This window comes from Pseudomonas sp. NPDC086566, assembly GCF_050280885.1.
Lineage (GTDB): Bacteria > Pseudomonadota > Gammaproteobacteria > Pseudomonadales > Pseudomonadaceae > Aquipseudomonas > Aquipseudomonas vlassakiae.
Genome location: NZ_JBNNWD010000006.1, coordinates 202,776 through 218,958 on the forward strand (window position 1 = coordinate 202,776; position 16,183 = coordinate 218,958).

The 16,183-nt window shown below is 63.0% G+C and carries 15 protein-coding genes and 2 pseudogenes; 9 read left to right on the forward strand and 8 right to left on the reverse strand.

The annotated features are described in order from the left end of the window. Positions 1–11: 11 nt before the first annotated feature. The 5 genes and pseudogenes from ACQKPS_RS15765 to ACQKPS_RS15785 form a co-directional block, all read left to right on the forward strand. Positions 12–1,028: pseudogene (locus ACQKPS_RS15765) on the forward strand (HAMP domain-containing protein); the annotation flags it as partial. Positions 1,029–1,289: 261 nt separating this feature from the next. After that, a pseudogene (locus tag ACQKPS_RS15770) lies at positions 1,290–1,886 on the forward strand (methyl-accepting chemotaxis protein); the annotation flags it as partial. Between the two features lie 198 nt (positions 1,887–2,084). Further along, positions 2,085–3,206, forward strand: a complete 1,122-nt coding sequence (locus ACQKPS_RS15775; protein WP_254481269.1) for a glycosyltransferase family 4 protein — start codon at positions 2,085–2,087, stop codon at positions 3,204–3,206. Continuing rightward, positions 3,199–3,963: a DUF2334 domain-containing protein gene (locus ACQKPS_RS15780; RefSeq protein WP_283724720.1), complete on the forward strand. Its 765-nt coding sequence runs from the start codon at positions 3,199–3,201 to the stop codon at positions 3,961–3,963. The genes ACQKPS_RS15775 and ACQKPS_RS15780 overlap by 8 nt, the downstream gene beginning before the upstream one ends. Beyond that, complete coding sequence (locus tag ACQKPS_RS15785) at positions 3,960–4,952, forward strand: lysylphosphatidylglycerol synthase transmembrane domain-containing protein (RefSeq protein ID WP_427604794.1); 993 nt, start codon at positions 3,960–3,962, stop codon at positions 4,950–4,952. The genes ACQKPS_RS15780 and ACQKPS_RS15785 overlap by 4 nt, the downstream gene beginning before the upstream one ends. 185 nt (positions 4,953–5,137) lie before the next feature. Here the strand turns inward: ACQKPS_RS15785 and purU are convergent, their stop codons facing one another. After that, on the reverse strand, positions 5,138–5,989 hold the full coding sequence (gene purU / locus ACQKPS_RS15790; protein ID WP_023378897.1) for a formyltetrahydrofolate deformylase: 852 nt from the start codon (positions 5,987–5,989) through the stop codon (positions 5,138–5,140). Positions 5,990–6,286: 297 nt separating this feature from the next. Between purU and mvaT the strand changes: the two genes are divergently transcribed. Next, positions 6,287–6,664 carry a histone-like nucleoid-structuring protein MvaT gene (gene mvaT / locus ACQKPS_RS15795; RefSeq protein WP_099815758.1) on the forward strand — a complete coding sequence of 126 codons (378 nt, stop codon included), beginning with the start codon at positions 6,287–6,289 and terminating at the stop codon, positions 6,662–6,664. A 66-nt stretch (positions 6,665–6,730) separates the two neighbouring features. On the opposite strand, the gene sbcB is transcribed toward mvaT, so the two are convergent. From sbcB to ACQKPS_RS15810, 3 genes are all read right to left on the reverse strand, one after another. Next, positions 6,731–8,170, reverse strand: a complete 1,440-nt coding sequence (sbcB, locus tag ACQKPS_RS15800) for an exodeoxyribonuclease I (protein ID WP_313202554.1) — start codon at positions 8,168–8,170, stop codon at positions 6,731–6,733. 45 nt (positions 8,171–8,215) lie between these two features. Continuing rightward, a complete protein-coding gene (locus ACQKPS_RS15805) occupies positions 8,216–8,575 on the reverse strand; it encodes a PilZ domain-containing protein (protein ID WP_254481273.1) in 360 nt (119 codons plus the stop codon). 124 nt (positions 8,576–8,699) lie between these two features. Beyond that, on the reverse strand, positions 8,700–9,086 hold the full coding sequence (locus ACQKPS_RS15810; protein WP_176505935.1) for a tetratricopeptide repeat protein: 387 nt from the start codon (positions 9,084–9,086) through the stop codon (positions 8,700–8,702). Positions 9,087–9,266: 180 nt separating this feature from the next. Between ACQKPS_RS15810 and pyk the strand changes: the two genes are divergently transcribed. After that, a complete protein-coding gene (gene pyk / locus ACQKPS_RS15815; protein WP_254481274.1) occupies positions 9,267–10,721 on the forward strand; it encodes a pyruvate kinase in 1,455 nt (484 codons plus the stop codon). Positions 10,722–10,830: 109 nt separating this feature from the next. Here pyk and ACQKPS_RS15820 read toward each other — a convergent pair whose 3' ends face one another. Further along, entirely contained in the window at positions 10,831–11,751 is a 921-nt protein-coding gene (locus tag ACQKPS_RS15820) for an iron-sulfur-binding ferredoxin reductase (RefSeq protein WP_427604798.1), read from the reverse strand. A 250-nt stretch (positions 11,752–12,001) separates the two neighbouring features. Between ACQKPS_RS15820 and ACQKPS_RS15825 the strand changes: the two genes are divergently transcribed. Beyond that, the gene (locus ACQKPS_RS15825; RefSeq protein WP_110635935.1) at positions 12,002–13,525 is read left to right on the forward strand and encodes a fumarate hydratase; all 1,524 of its coding nucleotides are present in this window, start codon (positions 12,002–12,004) and stop codon (positions 13,523–13,525) included. Positions 13,526–13,568: 43 nt separating this feature from the next. Here ACQKPS_RS15825 and ACQKPS_RS15830 read toward each other — a convergent pair whose 3' ends face one another. Continuing rightward, the gene (locus tag ACQKPS_RS15830) at positions 13,569–14,441 is read right to left on the reverse strand and encodes a carbon-nitrogen hydrolase family protein (protein WP_427604800.1); all 873 of its coding nucleotides are present in this window, start codon (positions 14,439–14,441) and stop codon (positions 13,569–13,571) included. Beyond that, positions 14,438–15,028, reverse strand: a complete 591-nt coding sequence (locus ACQKPS_RS15835; RefSeq protein ID WP_427604802.1) for a GNAT family N-acetyltransferase — start codon at positions 15,026–15,028, stop codon at positions 14,438–14,440. Before ACQKPS_RS15835 ends, ACQKPS_RS15830 begins: the two co-directional genes overlap by 4 nt. A gap of 115 nt (positions 15,029–15,143) precedes the next feature. On the opposite strand from ACQKPS_RS15835, the gene ACQKPS_RS15840 reads away from it, so the two are divergent. Next, a complete protein-coding gene (locus tag ACQKPS_RS15840; RefSeq protein ID WP_283724727.1) occupies positions 15,144–15,542 on the forward strand; it encodes a nuclear transport factor 2 family protein in 399 nt (132 codons plus the stop codon). A 44-nt stretch (positions 15,543–15,586) separates the two neighbouring features. Here ACQKPS_RS15840 and ACQKPS_RS15845 read toward each other — a convergent pair whose 3' ends face one another. After that, positions 15,587–16,165: a DJ-1/PfpI family protein gene (locus ACQKPS_RS15845; RefSeq protein WP_427604804.1), complete on the reverse strand. Its 579-nt coding sequence runs from the start codon at positions 16,163–16,165 to the stop codon at positions 15,587–15,589. Positions 16,166–16,183: the final 18 nt, after the last annotated feature.

Below are 16,183 nucleotides of genomic sequence, written 5' to 3' on the forward strand. Positions count from 1 at the left end.
TCGATTACGCCATGAACAAAAACCTGCGTTTCAGCCACAAGATACTTCTGGCTGCGTCATTGATCGTCATACTCGCCTTCAGCCTGTTCACCTTTTACAACGATTACCTTCAGCGTAATGCGATCCGCCAGGATCTGGAGAATTATCTGGCTGAAATGGGCGACTCCACTTCGACCAACATCCGCAACCTGTTTGATGGCCGTATCAAACTGGTCGAAAACCTGGCGCAGAACATTGCCCAGCAACCGGCCAACGCTGAAACACTGATGGGCCAGAACGCCCTGATCTCGAGCTTCCTCACCGTCTACCTGGGCAAGGTCGATGGTGGCTTCAGCGTGCGCCCTGATTCCAAGATGCCCGATGGCTACGACCCGCGCACCCGCCCCTGGTACAAGGACGGCATGAACGCGCAGGGCACCATTCTCACCGAGCCATACATCGACATGGCCACCAACAAGATGGTCATCGGCATCATCAGCAAGGTTTCTGCCAACGTCGGCGTGGTCGGAGGCGACCTTGCCCTCGATGGCCTGGTACAAATCATCAACTCGCTGAACTTTGGCGGTATGGGTTATGCCTTCCTGGTCAACGACCAAGGCAAGATCCTGGTCCACCCGGACAAGGATCTGGTGATGAAGTCGGTGTCGGACCTGTTCCCGCAGGACACGCCGAAACTGTCCGGCGCGCTGACCGAAGTCAACTCCGACGGCCAAGTCCGCCTGCTGACCTTCACCCCGATCAAGGGCCTGCCCTCGGCCAACTGGTACATCGGCCTGTCGGTGGACAAGGACAAGGCCTTTGCCATGCTCAGCACCTTCCGCACCTCGGCGGTGATCGCCACGCTGGTGGCAGTGGTGATCATCATCGGCCTGCTTGGCCTGCTGATCCGCGTGCTGATGCAGCCGCTGCTCACCATGACCCGGGCCATGGAAGACATCGCCGAAGGTGAAGGCGACCTGACCAAGCGCCTGAGCATCCACAGCCACGACGAGTTCGGCATCCTCGGCAAAGCCTTCAACCGGTTCGTCGAACGCATTCACGGCTCGATCCGCGAAGTGTCGTCAGCGACCGAGCAGGTCAATGAAGTGGCGCTGCGCGTGATCAGCGCCTCGAATTCATCGATGGCCAACTCCGACGAGCAGTCCAACCGTACCAACAGCGTCGCCGCAGCCATCAACGAACTCGGCGCCGCTGCCCAGGAAATCGCCGGCAATGCCGCTCAGGCCTCGCAGCACGCCAGCTCCGCGCGCCTGCTGGCCGAGGAAGGCCAACAGGTGGTTGAGCGCAACATCGCCGCGATGAACCGCCTGTCCGACCTGATCGTCACCTCGAGCGCGCACATCGAGACGCTCAACAGCAAGACCGTGAACATCGGCCAGATCCTAGAAGTGATCACCAGCATTTCCCAGCAGACCAACCTGCTGGCGCTCAATGCTGCGATCGAAGCGGCCCGTGCCGGTGAGGCCGGGCGTGGTTTCGCCGTGGTTGCCGACGAGGTACGCAACCTGGCGCACCGCACCCAGGAGTCGGCACAGCAGGTGCAGACCATGATCGAAGAGTTGCAAGTCGGCGCCCGCGAGTCGGTCGATACCATGAGCCAGAGCCAGCGCCACAGCCAGGACAGCATGCAGATCGCCAACCAGGCCGGCGAGCGCCTGGACAGCGTGACCGTGCGCATCGGCGAAATCGACGGCATGAACCAGTCGGTGGCCACTGCCACGGAAGAGCAGACCGCGGTGGTCGATTCGATCAACATGGATATAAACGAGATCAACATGCTCAACCAGGAGGGTGTCGAGAACCTGCAGGCCACCCTGCGCGCCTGCTCGGACCTGGAGCAGCAGGCCACCCGCCTGAAGCACCTGGTCGGCAGCTTCCGGATCTGACCGTCAGACCGCGTCGCCTGCTTCGCGGCAAAGCCGCTCCTACAGGATTGTGGAATTTCCTGTAGGAGCGCGGCTTCAGCCGCGAAGAATCCACCCGCTGCCCTCCCGCCCAACCCGATCGAACAAACTATCCTTCTGGCAGGTCAACTTTTAGGCGCGTCATCGCCAGATGACAAACCCGAAGACGATCCCGGAGGGATGCTGATCGTGCACATCGCCGACATCACCATGTTCTACGCCCCGGCCAGCGGCGGCGTGCGGACCTACCTCGACGCCAAACACCATCGCCTCGACGCGCATGCGGGCGTACGCCACAGCCTTCTGATCCCCGGCCCCAGCGCCAGCCATGCCGATGGCATCTACCAAGTCCCTGCACCGCCCCTGCCATTCGGCAACGGCTACCGCTTCCCGGTGCGCCTGGCGCCCTGGTGCAACGTGCTGCGCAGCCTCAAGCCCGACCTGATCGAAGTCGGCGACCCTTACCTCACCGCTTGGGCGGCGCTGGAAGCGCGGCGCAAGCTCGACGTGCCAGTGATCGGCTTCTACCACTCCGACCTGCCACTGCTGGTCAGCAACCGCATGGGCAACTGGTTCACACCGAATGTCGAAGCCTATGTCAGCAAACTCTACGGCAATTTCGACCGGGTGCTGGCGCCGAGCCTGGTGATGGCCGACAAACTGCGCCGCCTCGGCGTGCGCGACGTGCACGTGCAGCGCCTGGGTGTCGACCTGCAGACCTTCCACCCCGACCGGCGCGACCCGCAACTGCGGGCCCAGCTGGGCATCGCCGATACCAGCCGCCTGCTCATCTATGCCGGGCGTGGCTCACGGGAGAAGAACCTGCCCGTGCTGCTCGAATGCATGCAACACCTCGGGCAGCCCTACCACCTGTTGCTGGTCGGCTCGAACATGCCGGCCAGCGTGCCCGGGAACGTCAGCGTCATCGACCAATTCCGCCCGCCGCATGAAGTCGCCCGGCTGATGGCCAGCGCCGACTTGCTGGTGCACGCCGGCGACCAGGAAACCTTCGGCCTGGTCATCCTCGAAGCCATGGCCAGTGCCACGCCGGTGGTCGCAGTTCGCGCCGGGGCGTTCGGCGAGATCGTCAACGAACAGTGTGGCCGCCTGTGCCCGGCCAACGATGGCCGGGCCATGGCCTTGGCCGTGCGCGAAGCGTTCGAAGCCGGCGTGCGCAAGCTGGGTGCCCAGGCGCGCCGCCATGTGGAGCAACATTATTCATGGGACAACGTGGTCTCCGGCCTGCTGCAACACTACCAGGCAGTACTCGGCCATCAACCTCAGGTCCGCGCCCATGGCTGAGGCCGCTAACGCCTCCGGCAGCGTAATGCTGGTGCTGCACGATGTTGCGCCCGAGACTTGGCCGGACTACCAGCCGTTCGTGCAGGCCGTGGACGAGATGGGTAACGTGCCAATGACTTGGCTGGTGGTGCCAGACTTTCATCACCGCAACCCGCTGACCCGCTCACCGACCTTCTGCCGCCTGCTCGAACGGCGCCTGGCGCGGGGTGACGAACTGGCCCTGCACGGGTTTTACCACGCCGACGATGGGCCCACCCCGCGCAGCCTCGGCGAATACTTCATGCGCCGTATCTACACCCACGAAGGCGAGTTCTATGCCCTGGACCAGGCGCAAGCCCTGCAGCGCCTGGAACGGGGCCTGGCGCTGTTCGCCGGGCAAGGCTGGCCAGTGGCCGGTTTCGTCGCCCCGGCCTGGCTGATGAGCCAAGGCACCCGGCAGGCCCTGAGCCGGCTCCCACTGCGTTACACCAGCACGCCCCAGCACCTTTACCGCTTGCCGGACTTCACCGCGTTCGAGGCGCCGGGGCTGGTATGGAGCGCACGCAGCGCGTGGCGCCGGGGGCTGTCGAAGGTGGTCTGCGACTGGCAATGCCGGCGCTGGCACAGCGCTGAAACCCTGCGTCTGGGTTTGCACCCTGTGGACATGCGCCACCGCTCATCGCGCAATTACTGGCTGCGCACCCTCGATAATTTGCTGCAGCAAGGCCGAGAGCCACTGACTAAGTCGGCGTGGCTGGAGCGCCAGGTGAGCGCATGAACCGCTTCGGCTGGCTGGCCCTGGCACTGGTCGGCGCCTTGCTGGTGCCGGCATGGCTCGGCGGCGACGAACTACTGCCCAGGCTGGCAGCCTTCGACACCCGGTTGTTGCTGGCCCTGCTCGGCATGATCCTGCTGTGCTGGGTGATCAATGCCATACGCCTGCGCCTGCTGCTCGGCCAGCAGGCAGCGCAGCTGGGTCGAGTGCGCAGCCTCGGTGTGGTGATGGCCACCGAGTTCGCCATCTGCACCACGCCAGGGGGCAGTGGCGGCCCGATCACGCTGATGGCCCTGCTCGCTCGTGACCGCATCGGGCCGGCTCGCAGCGGTGCGGTGTTTGCCATGGATCAGCTGAACGACCTGCTGTTCTTCTTCTGCGCAATGCTGGCGATTGCCGGCTATGCCCTGTTCCACAGGCTTGGGCGCAGCCAGCAAAGCATGCTGCTGGGCAGTGCGTTGCTGCTGTGCGCTGCCCTGGCCATTATCGTGGTACTGCTACGTTATCGCCGGGCGTTGATGCGCTTAAACGGGCGCGTGCTGCGGCGCCTGGGCATGCCTGGCAAACGCAGACGCCGCTGGGCCCGCAAGGTCTTGCATTTCATCAATGCCCTGGCACAGACCTGGCAGTTGCCAAAGCGCACCCTGGCGCTGGTGTTCACGCTCACCTGCCTGCACTGGAGCCTGCGCTACAGCGTGCTGTATCTGGTACTGCGGGGGCTGGGGGCAGAGTTGTCGTGGATCCCGAGCTTCCTGGTGCAGATGCTGGCGCTCAGTGCCGGCCAGTTCAGCCTGCTACCAGGTGGCGCCGGTGCCGCCGAGCTGACCTCGGCCAGCCTGCTGACACCGCTGGTGGGCAGTTCGACAGCCGCAGCGGCGATCCTGGTCTGGCGTGCGGTCACTTACTATTTTTATCTGCTGGCGGGTGGGCCGGTGTTTTTCTGCCTGTTGGCGCGTCCGTTGCTGGAGCGCTGGCGGCGTCAGGCGGGTTGAGCTGGCGCCACAATCGGGCGGCATCGGGGAAGTCGGTACCGTCGTCGTCGCTCAAGGCTTCGGGGTCATAGCGGGCCAGACACCCTTCGCCGAGGGTGGGGGGAGCTGAAGCGGTGGGTTTATTGCGCTTGGCCATGAATCCCTCCCGTGGAGAATGAGGGGCTGCTGCGCAGCCCCACTCACTATCAGTCGAATACCACTGTCTTGTTGCCATGCACCAGCACGCGATCTTCCAGGTGATAGCGCAGGCCACGGGCCAGTACCATCTTCTCGACATCACGGCCGAAGCGGACCATGTCTTCGATGCTGTCGGCGTGGCTCACACGCACCACGTCCTGCTCGATGATCGGGCCGGCATCCAGCTCCTCGGTCACGTAATGGCAGGTTGCACCGATCAGCTTCACGCCACGCAGGGCTGCCTGGTGATACGGCTTGGCGCCGACGAACGACGGCAGGAAACTGTGGTGGATGTTGATGACCTTTTCGGCATAGTCCTGGCACAGTTGCGGCGGCAGGATCTGCATGTAACGCGCCAGCACCACCACGTCAGCCGCGTGTTCCTGAACCAGGCGCGACACTTCGGCAAAGGCCGGGGCCTTGTCCTTGGGGTCGACCGGCACGTGGAAAAACGGAATGCCGTGCCACTCGACCATGCTACGCAGGTCGTTATGGTTGGAAATCACACACGGGATCTCGCAGTCCAGTTCATCGGTATGCCAGCGGTGCAGCAGGTCAGCCAGGCAGTGCGATTCGCGGCTGGCCATCAATACCACACGCTTCTTCTGCGCCGAGTCGGTAATGCGCCAGGTCATGGAGAACTCTTCGGCGATCGGCGCGAAGGCCTCGCGGAACGCCTCGATACCGAATGGCAGCGATTCGGCGCGGATTTCATGGCGCATGAAGAACCAGCCGCTCTGTTCATCAGAGTGGTGGCTGGCTTCGTTGATCCAGCCATTGTACAAGGCCAGGAAATTACTGACTTTCGCCACGATGCCAACACGGTCGGGGCAGGCGATCACCAGACGATAGGTGCGCATGAATTAAGACTCCAGAACTTCGCAAAGGCGCTCATTCTAGCGGCCCGACCAGAAAAACGCAGTAATCATCGCGCCCGCCGGCCGTGACATGCCCGGCCACCCTGGCGGCAAGCCCGGCCGCGACCGCCTGACGACCACCAGGACGAAGTGCAGGGCCATATGTAAATTTTTCTTAATCTTGAGATATTTTGTCACAGGGCTAATAACAGTTAAGTACTGAATAATATGTTTACTTGAGAGTATCGCCTGTCTATTATTGCCTCACACATTTCTGAACACGCATTAAAGGAACACTCCATGTCCCTGATCAACGAGTACCGCGCTACCGAAGAAGCCATCAAGGAACTTCAGGCCCGCCTGGCCAACCTGTCGCAGGATGACAAGCTGAAGAAAGAACTGGAGTTCGAAGGCAAACTGCGCAACCTGATGGGCGAATACTCCAAGTCGCTGCGCGACGTCATTGCCCTGCTCGACCCAGAGTCGAAACTGAGCAAAGGCCCACGCGGTGCAGCGAAACCTGTTGCTACCAAGCGTGCGCGCAAGGTCAAGCAATACAAGAACCCGCACAACGGCGAAGTGATCGAAACCAAAGGCGGCAACCACAAGACCCTGAAAGAATGGAAAGCCAAATGGGGTGGCGACGTGGTTGAAAGCTGGGCGACCCTGCTGGACTGATTGTCCGCAGCAACGCACGACATATACCAACAAGAACGCCGGCATGATGCCGGCGTTCTTGTTTGTTCACTCAATGCTGATGGCAAACTGCTCACTCAAGTTGCGGGCATGCGCCTGCCACGCTTCCAGCACCCGCCGCCCGGCCTCGTCGGCGTTGGCCCATGCGCTCAGCCTGGCCTGCTCGAAATCCCCCAGCGTGTTCGGTGCGCCCCACTGCGGGTCGCTCAGGCGTTGCTGGCAGAATCCATACCAGCGTTGCCGCTCTTCGCTGTTCAAGGTCTCCGGGAAGTTACGGGCGCGATAGCGGAACAGCAACTCCGGCAGGCGCGGATCATCGAACATCCAGTGGCCATGCGCTAATTGCGCAGGGTCCAGCGTGCGAACTTGCTCGCACAAGCGACGGTCGCGATCACCAATGAAACCGTCATACAACTGCTGTTCCGGGTCTTCAACCGCAGCGAAATCTTCCTTGCCATAGATAAACTCCAGCTTGTCTTGCCACAGCGCCTGTTGCTTAGCCAATTGTTCAGCACGTGATTGCAGCAGCGCCAAATCGATGCCCAGTCGCTGCTGATCGGCGGGGCGCAATACCGAAAGCGGAGCCACTACCGGGCAGCGATTGATCTGCACCAACTTGAGCGGGACCGGTAATTGCCCCTCAGACAATTGTTCATGCCGCGTGTACAGGCGCTCGCGCAGTACCTCGGCACTTTCCCTTAGTAACGGTAGGGTTTCCTGATGCAGGTCGCACACAATCAGTGCATTGCGATTACGCGGGTGCCAGGCCAACGGCAAGACCACGCCCAGATAATTACGCGCCGCAGAAAAGCGCCCGGATATATGCACCATCGGCTGCAACAGGCAGATCTGTTCCATCACTTTGTGCTTGCTGCGCAACTGGAACAGCCATTCGTACAACTTGGGTTGTTTCTGCCTGATCAGGCGTGCCAAGGCAATGGTGGCCCGTACGTCGGAAAGCGCTTCGTGGGCATGCCCGTGGTCGATGCCATTGGCCTGGCTGAGCAATTCCAGGCGCAGGCTGGTGCGCCCGTCCTGTTGTGGCCAGACGATACCCTCCGGGCGCAGGGCATAGGCCGTGCGCACCACGTCGATCAGGTCCCAGCGGCTGTTGCCGCCCTGCCACTCGCGGGCATAAGGGTCGAAGAAGTTGCGGTACAGGCTGTAGCGGGTGACTTCATCGTCAAAACGCAGGGTGTTGTAGCCGGCACTGCATGTGCCGGGGCGCGCCAGTTGCGCGTGGACCCGGGTCATGAACTCGGCTTCGCACAAACCCTGGATGGCGAGTTGCTCGGGGGTGATGCCTGTGACCAGGCAGGCCGCAGGGTGCGGCAGAATATCGTCCGAGGGGCGGCAGTAGAGGTTGACCGGTTCTTCGATCTCGTTGAGTTCGAAATCGGTGCGCACACCTGCAACCTGCAGCGGCCGGTCGCAGCGCGGGTTGATACCGGTGGTTTCGTAGTCGTGCCAGAAGATGCTGGAAGTCACGGGGTCGTCCTGTTGCAAGATCGACCGATTCTAGCGGAGACAGGCTCAGGCGGAAGCGTTGGCGGGGCGGAAACTGAAATAGTCGCGCAGCGAGCGGACGAATTCATCGTATTCGCGCGGCGCCTGCAACAGCATGAAGCCAGAATCGTAGTGGCCCGGGGTCTGGTCTTCGCTGCACCACAGGCAGCTGGCGGTCAGGTTGATGAACTGAAACCCGCCACCCGCCAACGGAAGGCGCAACTGCAGTTCGAAATCCGGCCCGACCAGCACAGGTAGCGAGCTGATCAGCATGATGCCGTCTTCGGAGGCATTGCCCAGCTGACCGATCGGTTGATCGGTGAGACGGTTGTAGACCATCAGCACACAAGGCAACTGATGGCGTTCGATACGGCGCGGGATGAACATGATTGCGAGTGCAGTCCTGTACCTGATGCCAGGAATGCGAGGTACTGGCGGTTGCTGTAACGACTGAGTTACAGATTAGCGCAGCAGACCGGGCAAATCCCGTGAAATTGAAGACACCTTGGTGTTAACGCCAAGTGGGGGTAGTCACCGGGTTGGCCACCGCCGCCTCCCCGCCCCGGTAGTGCCCGAGCTTCTGCAGGGTCTCCAGGCGCGCCTTGGCGCGATAGGCGTATTCATTGCCCGGGTATTGCTGGATCAGGTACTCGTAGGTTTGCGCGGCATCCACATACAGCATGTCCCGCTCCAGGCACTGACCACGCAGCAGCGACACCTCCGGGTGGATGAACGGCCGCGCACGGCTGGTGCGGTCGACCTGCGACAACTCCAGCATGACCTTCGAACAATCGCCCCGGTCATAGGCGCGGTAAGCATTGTTCAGGTGGTGGTCCATGGACCAGCGGGTGCAGCCGACGGTGCTGGCCGCCAGGGCAATGATGATCAGGGCGCGCATGGGTATCTCCTTTGATGCCAGTGTATCGGCCATTGCCGGCAAATCTTCACAGCGTTTTGCAAGGATACTCCCGCCCGTTCAAATGCCACCCTGCATCGGTCGCAGGTAGTGCAACGGAACAATGACTACAGCGTAATTGAGGAGTAGCCTTTCGCTGCGCTTCACTATAGGAGTCTGTGCATGAGCATCCGCCGTACCAAAATCGTCGCCACCCTTGGCCCCGCCAGCAACTCGCCGGAAGTGATCGAACAGCTGATCCTCGCCGGCCTGGACGTGGCACGCCTGAACTTCTCCCACGGCACGCCGGACGAGCACAAGGCACGCGCCCGCCTGATCCGTGACATCGCCGCCAAGAACGGCCGCCATGTCGCACTGCTGGGCGACCTGCAGGGTCCGAAGATCCGCATCGCCAAGTTCGCCAACAAGCGCATCGAACTGAAGATCGGTGACAAGTTCACGTTCTCCACCGCCCACCCGCTGACCGAAGGCAACCAGGACATCGTCGGTATCGACTATCCCGACCTGGTCAAGGACTGCGGCGTCGGTGACGAACTGCTGCTCGACGACGGCCGTGTGGTCATGCGCGTCGAGACCGCCACCGCAGACGCCCTGCACTGCGTGGTGATCATCGGTGGCCCGCTGTCGGACCACAAAGGCATCAACCGCAAAGGTGGCGGCCTGACCGCTCCGGCCCTGACCGAAAAAGACAAGGCCGACATCAAGCTCGCCGCGGAAATGGACCTGGACTACCTGGCCGTGTCGTTCCCGCGTGACGCCAGCGACATGGAATATGCCCGCAAGCTGCGTGACGAATCTGGCGGCAGCGCCTGGCTGGTGGCCAAGATCGAACGCGCCGAAGCCGTTGCCGACGATGAAACACTCGACAAGCTGATCCTCGCCTCCGACGCCGTCATGGTTGCCCGTGGCGACCTGGGTGTGGAAATCGGCGACGCCGAGCTGATCGCCATCCAGAAGAAGATCATCCAGCACGCCCGCCGCAACAACAAGGCGGTGATCGTCGCGACCCAGATGATGGAGTCGATGATCCAGAACCCGATGCCGACCCGCGCCGAAGTGTCCGACGTGGCCAACGCCGTGCTCGATAACACCGATGCGGTGATGCTGTCGGCCGAAAGCGCCGCAGGTTCCTACCCGATCGAAGCCGTACAGGCCATGGCGCGTATCTGCTCCGGTGCCGAAAAGCACCCGACCAGCCAGAAGTCCAGCCACCGCCTGCACACCACCTTCGAGCGTTGCGACGAAAGCATCGCCCTGGCGGCCATCTACACCGCCAACCACTTCCCGGGCGTGAAGGCGATCATCGCCCTGACCGAAAGCGGCTACACCCCGCTGATCATGTCGCGCCTGCGTTCGCACGTGCCGATCTTCGCGCTGTCACCGCACCGCGCCACCCAGGCCCGGGCCAACATGTTCCGCGGCGTCTACCCGATTGCCTTCGATCCGGCTTCGCTGCCGGCCGACAAGGTCAGCCAGGCGGCCGTCGACGAGCTGCTCAAGCGCGGCCTGGTGGAGCAAGGTGACTGGGTGATCCTGACCAAAGGCGACAGCTACCACACCATCGGTGGCACCAACGGCATGAAGATCCTCCACGTCGGTGATCCGCTGGTCGGCTGATAGCCCTTGAGGCCTCATCGCGACCTGCGGTCGCTCCTACGGGAAATCGCAATCCCCCGTAGGAGCGACCGCTGGTCGCGATGAGGCCCGAATAGGCAGCACACATGCTTCAGGCATGCTCGACAAACACATCAGCAAACACCTGCCCCCGCGGCACCCCGGCAATGAACAGCCGCCGGGCAAACCGCTCGACACGCCCGGGCGCCCCGCACACCAGCGCCACTGTCTGCCGCGATGACGGCCGCAACCCCGCCAGCGCGTCCTCCATCTGCTCCGCCAGCACCAGCTCGACCGTCACACCCTCCAACTGCATCAGCGGCTCAGCCAGATAGTGCCCAGCGCTGTCCCACGCCACATGCACCACCCGAATCTCACCTTGATGCCCCTGGCGCAACGCTTCGCGCAAGATACCCCACAACGGCGCCAGCCCGGTGCCCGCTGCCAAAAGCCAGAGTGGCCGCGCCTGCCAGTCCGGGTCGTAATGCAGCGCCCCGCCCCGCAACTCGCCCAGGCGCAACTCGTCTCCCACCTGCAACACACGCGCCTTGTCGCAAAAGGCACCGGGATGCTGGCAATCGATATGAAACTCGAGGAAGTCATCCTCCCCCGGCAAGCTGGCAAGTGAGTAAGGCCTGGCAACAGCGCCATTCCACAACACCACATGCTGCCCCGCCTGGTAACGCAGCGCCCGTTCTGGCCGCAGCCGCACGCGCAGCACCTCGCCAAACCAGTCCACCGCGCTCACCCGCGCCGGCACGCCGTCCTGCTGCGGGTCAAACACCGCCACGTGCAGGTCTTCGACCACCCGGCACTGGCAAGCCAGGCGCCAGCCCTGGGCGTGCTTGTCTAGCGCCAGCGCCTCGGGCAAGGCATCCGCCGGCTGGCCATCCAGGCAATGCACCAGGCAGGCGTGGCAACTGCCGGCACGGCAGCTGTAGGGCACATTCAGCCCGGCACCGTTGAGAGCATCGAGCAGGTTGCTGCCGGTCGGCACCGCCCAGCGGCGCTCGCCCACGCAAAGTTCGGGCATGGTAGGTCTGTCTCCGTCGATCATCGAGTCACTGTATGCCAAGCGCGCATTGGCAGCAAAAAGGATGCCTGCCTGCTGCCGACCATGGTCCTGACCACGCGCAGGTGTTTCGCGCGGTGAGGCGCGCTATACTGCCGCGCCCTTTTGCGTCGGCCAGCCTGCCGGCGCGCCTTGCAAGGCGCTTCGACACGCTGGTCGGCACCGTCGAGCGTCTTTTTGAATGTTCCCGTCTTTAAGAGGAGCGCGCTGCATGACCGTGATCAAGCAAGACGACCTGATTCAGAGCGTCGCCGACGCCCTGCAATTCATCTCGTACTACCACCCCGTCGATTTCATCCAGGCGATGCACGAAGCCTACCTGCGTGAAGAATCGCCTGCGGCACGCGATTCGATCGCCCAGATCCTGATCAACTCGCGCATGTGCGCCACTGGCCACCGCCCGATCTGCCAGGACACCGGTATCGTGACCGTGTTCATCCGCGTGGGCATGGACGTGCGCTGGGACGGCGCCACCATGAGCGTCGACGACATGATCAACGAAGGTGTGCGTCGCGCCTACAACCTGCCTGAAAACGTCCTGCGCGCTTCGATCCTGGCCGACCCGGCCGGTGCCCGCAAGAACACCAAGGACAACACCCCGGCCGTCATCCACTATTCCATCGTCCCTGGCGACAAGGTCGAAGTCGACGTTGCAGCCAAAGGCGGCGGCTCGGAGAACAAGTCGAAGATGGCCATGCTCAACCCGTCCGACTCGATCGTCGACTGGGTGCTGAAGACCGTTCCGACCATGGGCGCCGGCTGGTGCCCGCCTGGCATGCTCGGCATCGGCATCGGCGGTACCGCCGAGAAGGCCGCGGTCATGGCCAAGGAAGTGTTGATGGAGTCCATCGACATCCACGAACTGAAAGCCCGTGGCCCGCAGAACCGCCTCGAAGAGATCCGCCTGGAGCTGTTCGAGAAGGTCAACCAGCTGGGCATCGGCGCCCAGGGCCTGGGCGGCCTGACCACCGTGCTCGACGTCAAGATCATGGACTACCCGACTCACGCCGCATCCTTGCCGGTGTGCATGATCCCGAACTGCGCCGCCACCCGTCACGCCCACTTCGTGCTCGACGGCAACGGCCCGGCCGAGCTCGAGGCGCCGTCGCTGGACGCCTACCCGGAAATCGTCTGGGAAGCCGGCCCAAGCGCCCGTCGCGTCAACCTCGACGATATCACCCCGGAAGAAGTCGCCAGCTGGAAACCGGGCGAGACCATCCTGCTCAACGGCAAGATGCTCACCGGCCGCGACGCTGCGCACAAGCGCATGGTCGAGATGCTCAACCGCGGTGAAGAACTGCCGGTCGACCTCAAAGGCCGCTTCATCTACTACGTCGGCCCGGTCGACCCGGTCGGTGACGAAGTGGTAGGCCCAGCCGGCCCGACCACCGCTACCCGCATGGACAAATTCACCCGTCAGATCCTCGAGCAGACCGGTCTGCTGGGCATGATCGGCAAGTCCGAGCGTGGCCCGACCGCGATCGAAGCGATCAAGGACAATAAGGCGGTGTACCTGATGGCCGTTGGTGGTGCTGCCTACCTGGTGGCCCAGGCCATCCGCAAGTCGAAGGTCCTGGCCTTTGCCGAACTGGGCATGGAAGCGATCTACGAGTTCGAGGTCAAGGACATGCCGGTGACCGTCGCTGTCGACAGCAACGGTGAGTCGGTACACATCACTGGCCCTGCTCTGTGGCAGAGCAAGATTGCCCAGAGCCTGGCAGTCGAAGTGAAGTAAACCTGATGCAGTGGCGTCGCCTGCTTCGCGGGCGACGCCGCTCTCACAGAAGTCTCTCGAACTGCTCCGGCCAGTCCCTGCGGGTAAACACCTGCCCTTCCCGCCTCACCCGCCGCACTTGCTCAAGATCCACCTCACACACCAGCCACTGGCTGCTCTGCGGGCTCAACGTCTCGCTCGAAGCGACCACACCGTCCCCCGGCATCCCGTGATCCGGCGGAACGAACAGCCCAGCCCGGCCAATGTTCTCATCCAGTGCCGGCGACCAGGGCGCCACCCCTACCGTCGGGCTTTGCAACACGGCTACCTGGTTTTCCAGTGCCCGTGCCTGTGCGCCAATGCGCACCCGGTGGTAACCCGCCTCGGTGTCGGTACAGCTCGGCGCCAGGATCAGGTCGGCTCCACGCTCGGCCAGGCGCCGCGCCAGCATCGGGAACTCGTTGTCGTAACAGATCAGGATGCCCAGGCGGCCAAGAACAGTGTCGAATACCTGCAGCCCCTTTCCGGCAGCAATGCCCCACTGCTCCCGCTCGAAGCGGGTCATCATCAGCTTGTCCTGGTAACCGAGTTTGCCCTTGGGGCCGAACAGCCAGGCCCGATTACGGTACTGCCCATCAAAGTCGAGCACCGGCAAGCTGCCCGGCTGCAGATAGATGCCCCAGCGTCGGGCAATCCCTTCGCACAGCGCCAGCCACGGCTCGATGAGCGGCTGGATGCCAGCGATCGAAGCCTTGAGGTCACCCCGCTGCTCGGCCGGCAACTGGCCGCTAAGCACCAGCCCGGCGTATTCCGGCAACAGCAGCAACCGGGCGCCCGCTTCCACCGCCTCGGCGCACAAGGCTTGCAGATGGTCAGCATAGGCATCCCAGGTCTCATGCAACTCGATGGCGTACTGGCAGGCTGCAAGACGGATCAAATCGGCAGCTCCTTGGTCCAGAACGACAGGATCTTTTCCGAGCTTTCCTGCTCGTCCAGGTCGCGCCAGGCATAGCGGGTGCGCAGGGAAGGGTCGTGCAGGAAGCCACGATTGCGCCAGAACCCATGCAGTGGTTTGTAATCCGCAGGCCGGCGCGGGTGTCCCCCCGGTCGCTCGACGGCACAGAACGCGCAGAAGTCGAACTCGGCCAGCTTGTGGGCATAGGATTCGCGTTCGATGAAGAAGCGCACGCCCAGGCCCCGGCCGCGGTACTGCGGCAGCACCAGCGACTCGCCGAAGTAGTAGACACTGGCCGGGTCGCGCCCCAGGGCCAGGAACGGCTGCTGGAACTCCGGGGCCACATCCACCAGCGGCAGGGCGGTCGAGGCGCCAATGACCTGGCCATCATCCAGGGCCAGCACCACCAGGCTGCGCCCGGAGCGGGCATAGCTGGCAAGGTAGTCGGCCTCGTACTCCGGGGTGCCGTCGTAGAGGTAGGGAAACTCGCGAAACACGGTCAGGCGCAGGCGAGCGAGGTCATCGATGTAAGGCGCGATAGCGGCGCCGTGCAACAGGCGTATTTCCATGCTTGGCGGTCGTTTTGTCGATGTGGATGACGCGCTCGGCTAAGCCGGGCTTGAGGGGAAACCCTATCATCCGAGCCAACGCACCGCCTTTTCCCTACACGACAGGTATTGTTCCATGACCGCTACCGAACTGGTAAATGCTTACTACGCCGCCTTCAATGCCGGCGACATGCCGGCCTTCCTGGCACTGCTCAGCGAAGACGTGATCCACGACATCAACCAGGGCGAGCGGCAGATGGGCAAAGCCAGATTCGCTGCGTTCATGGACAAGATGAACCGCTGCTACCGCGAGCGCCTGGCCGACATCGTGGTGATGCAGAACGCCGACGGCAGCCGGGCGGCTGCGGAGTTCACCGTGCATGGCCAATACCTGGCCGACGACGAAGGGCTGCCGGCAGCCAATGGCCAGACCTACGTGCTGCCGGCGGGGGCCTTCTTCTACATTCACTGCGGCAAGATTGCCCGGGTGACCAATTACTACAACCTCAATGACTGGGTAGAGCAGGTGGCGTGAACCTGTACCGGCCCCTTCGCGGGTTCACCCGCGAAGAGGCCGGGTCAGGCGATACGGGTGCCGAGCACCTTGAGGAAAGCCGCCAGCCAGGCGGGGTGCGCCGGCCATGCAGGGGCAGTCACCAGGTTGCCATCGACGTGCGCCTGGTCCACCGCGATATCGATGAACGTGCCACCGGCCAGGCGTACTTCCGGCGCGCAGGCCGGATAGGCACTGCACTCGCGCCCTTCCAGCACACCCGCTGCCGCCAGCAATTGCGCACCATGGCACACCGCGGCAATCGGCTTGCCCGCCTGGTCGAACGCCCGCACCAGTTCCAGCACCTTCTCATCCAGGCGCAGGTACTCCGGCGCACGGCCACCCGGGATCAGCAACGCGTCGTAACCCTCGGCCCGCACCCGCACGAAATCATAGTTGAGGGCAAAATTGTGCCCGGGCTTTTCGCTGTAGGTCTGCTCGCCTTCGAAATCGTGAATCGCCGTGCGCACGGTCTGCCCCGCGACCTTTTCCGGGCACACCGCATGCACCGTGTGGCCAACCATGCTCAATGCCTGGAACGGCACCATGGCCTCGTAATCTTCGACATAGTCGCCCACCAGCATGAGAATCTTCTTCACCGTCATCTCACCCACTCCTTCGAT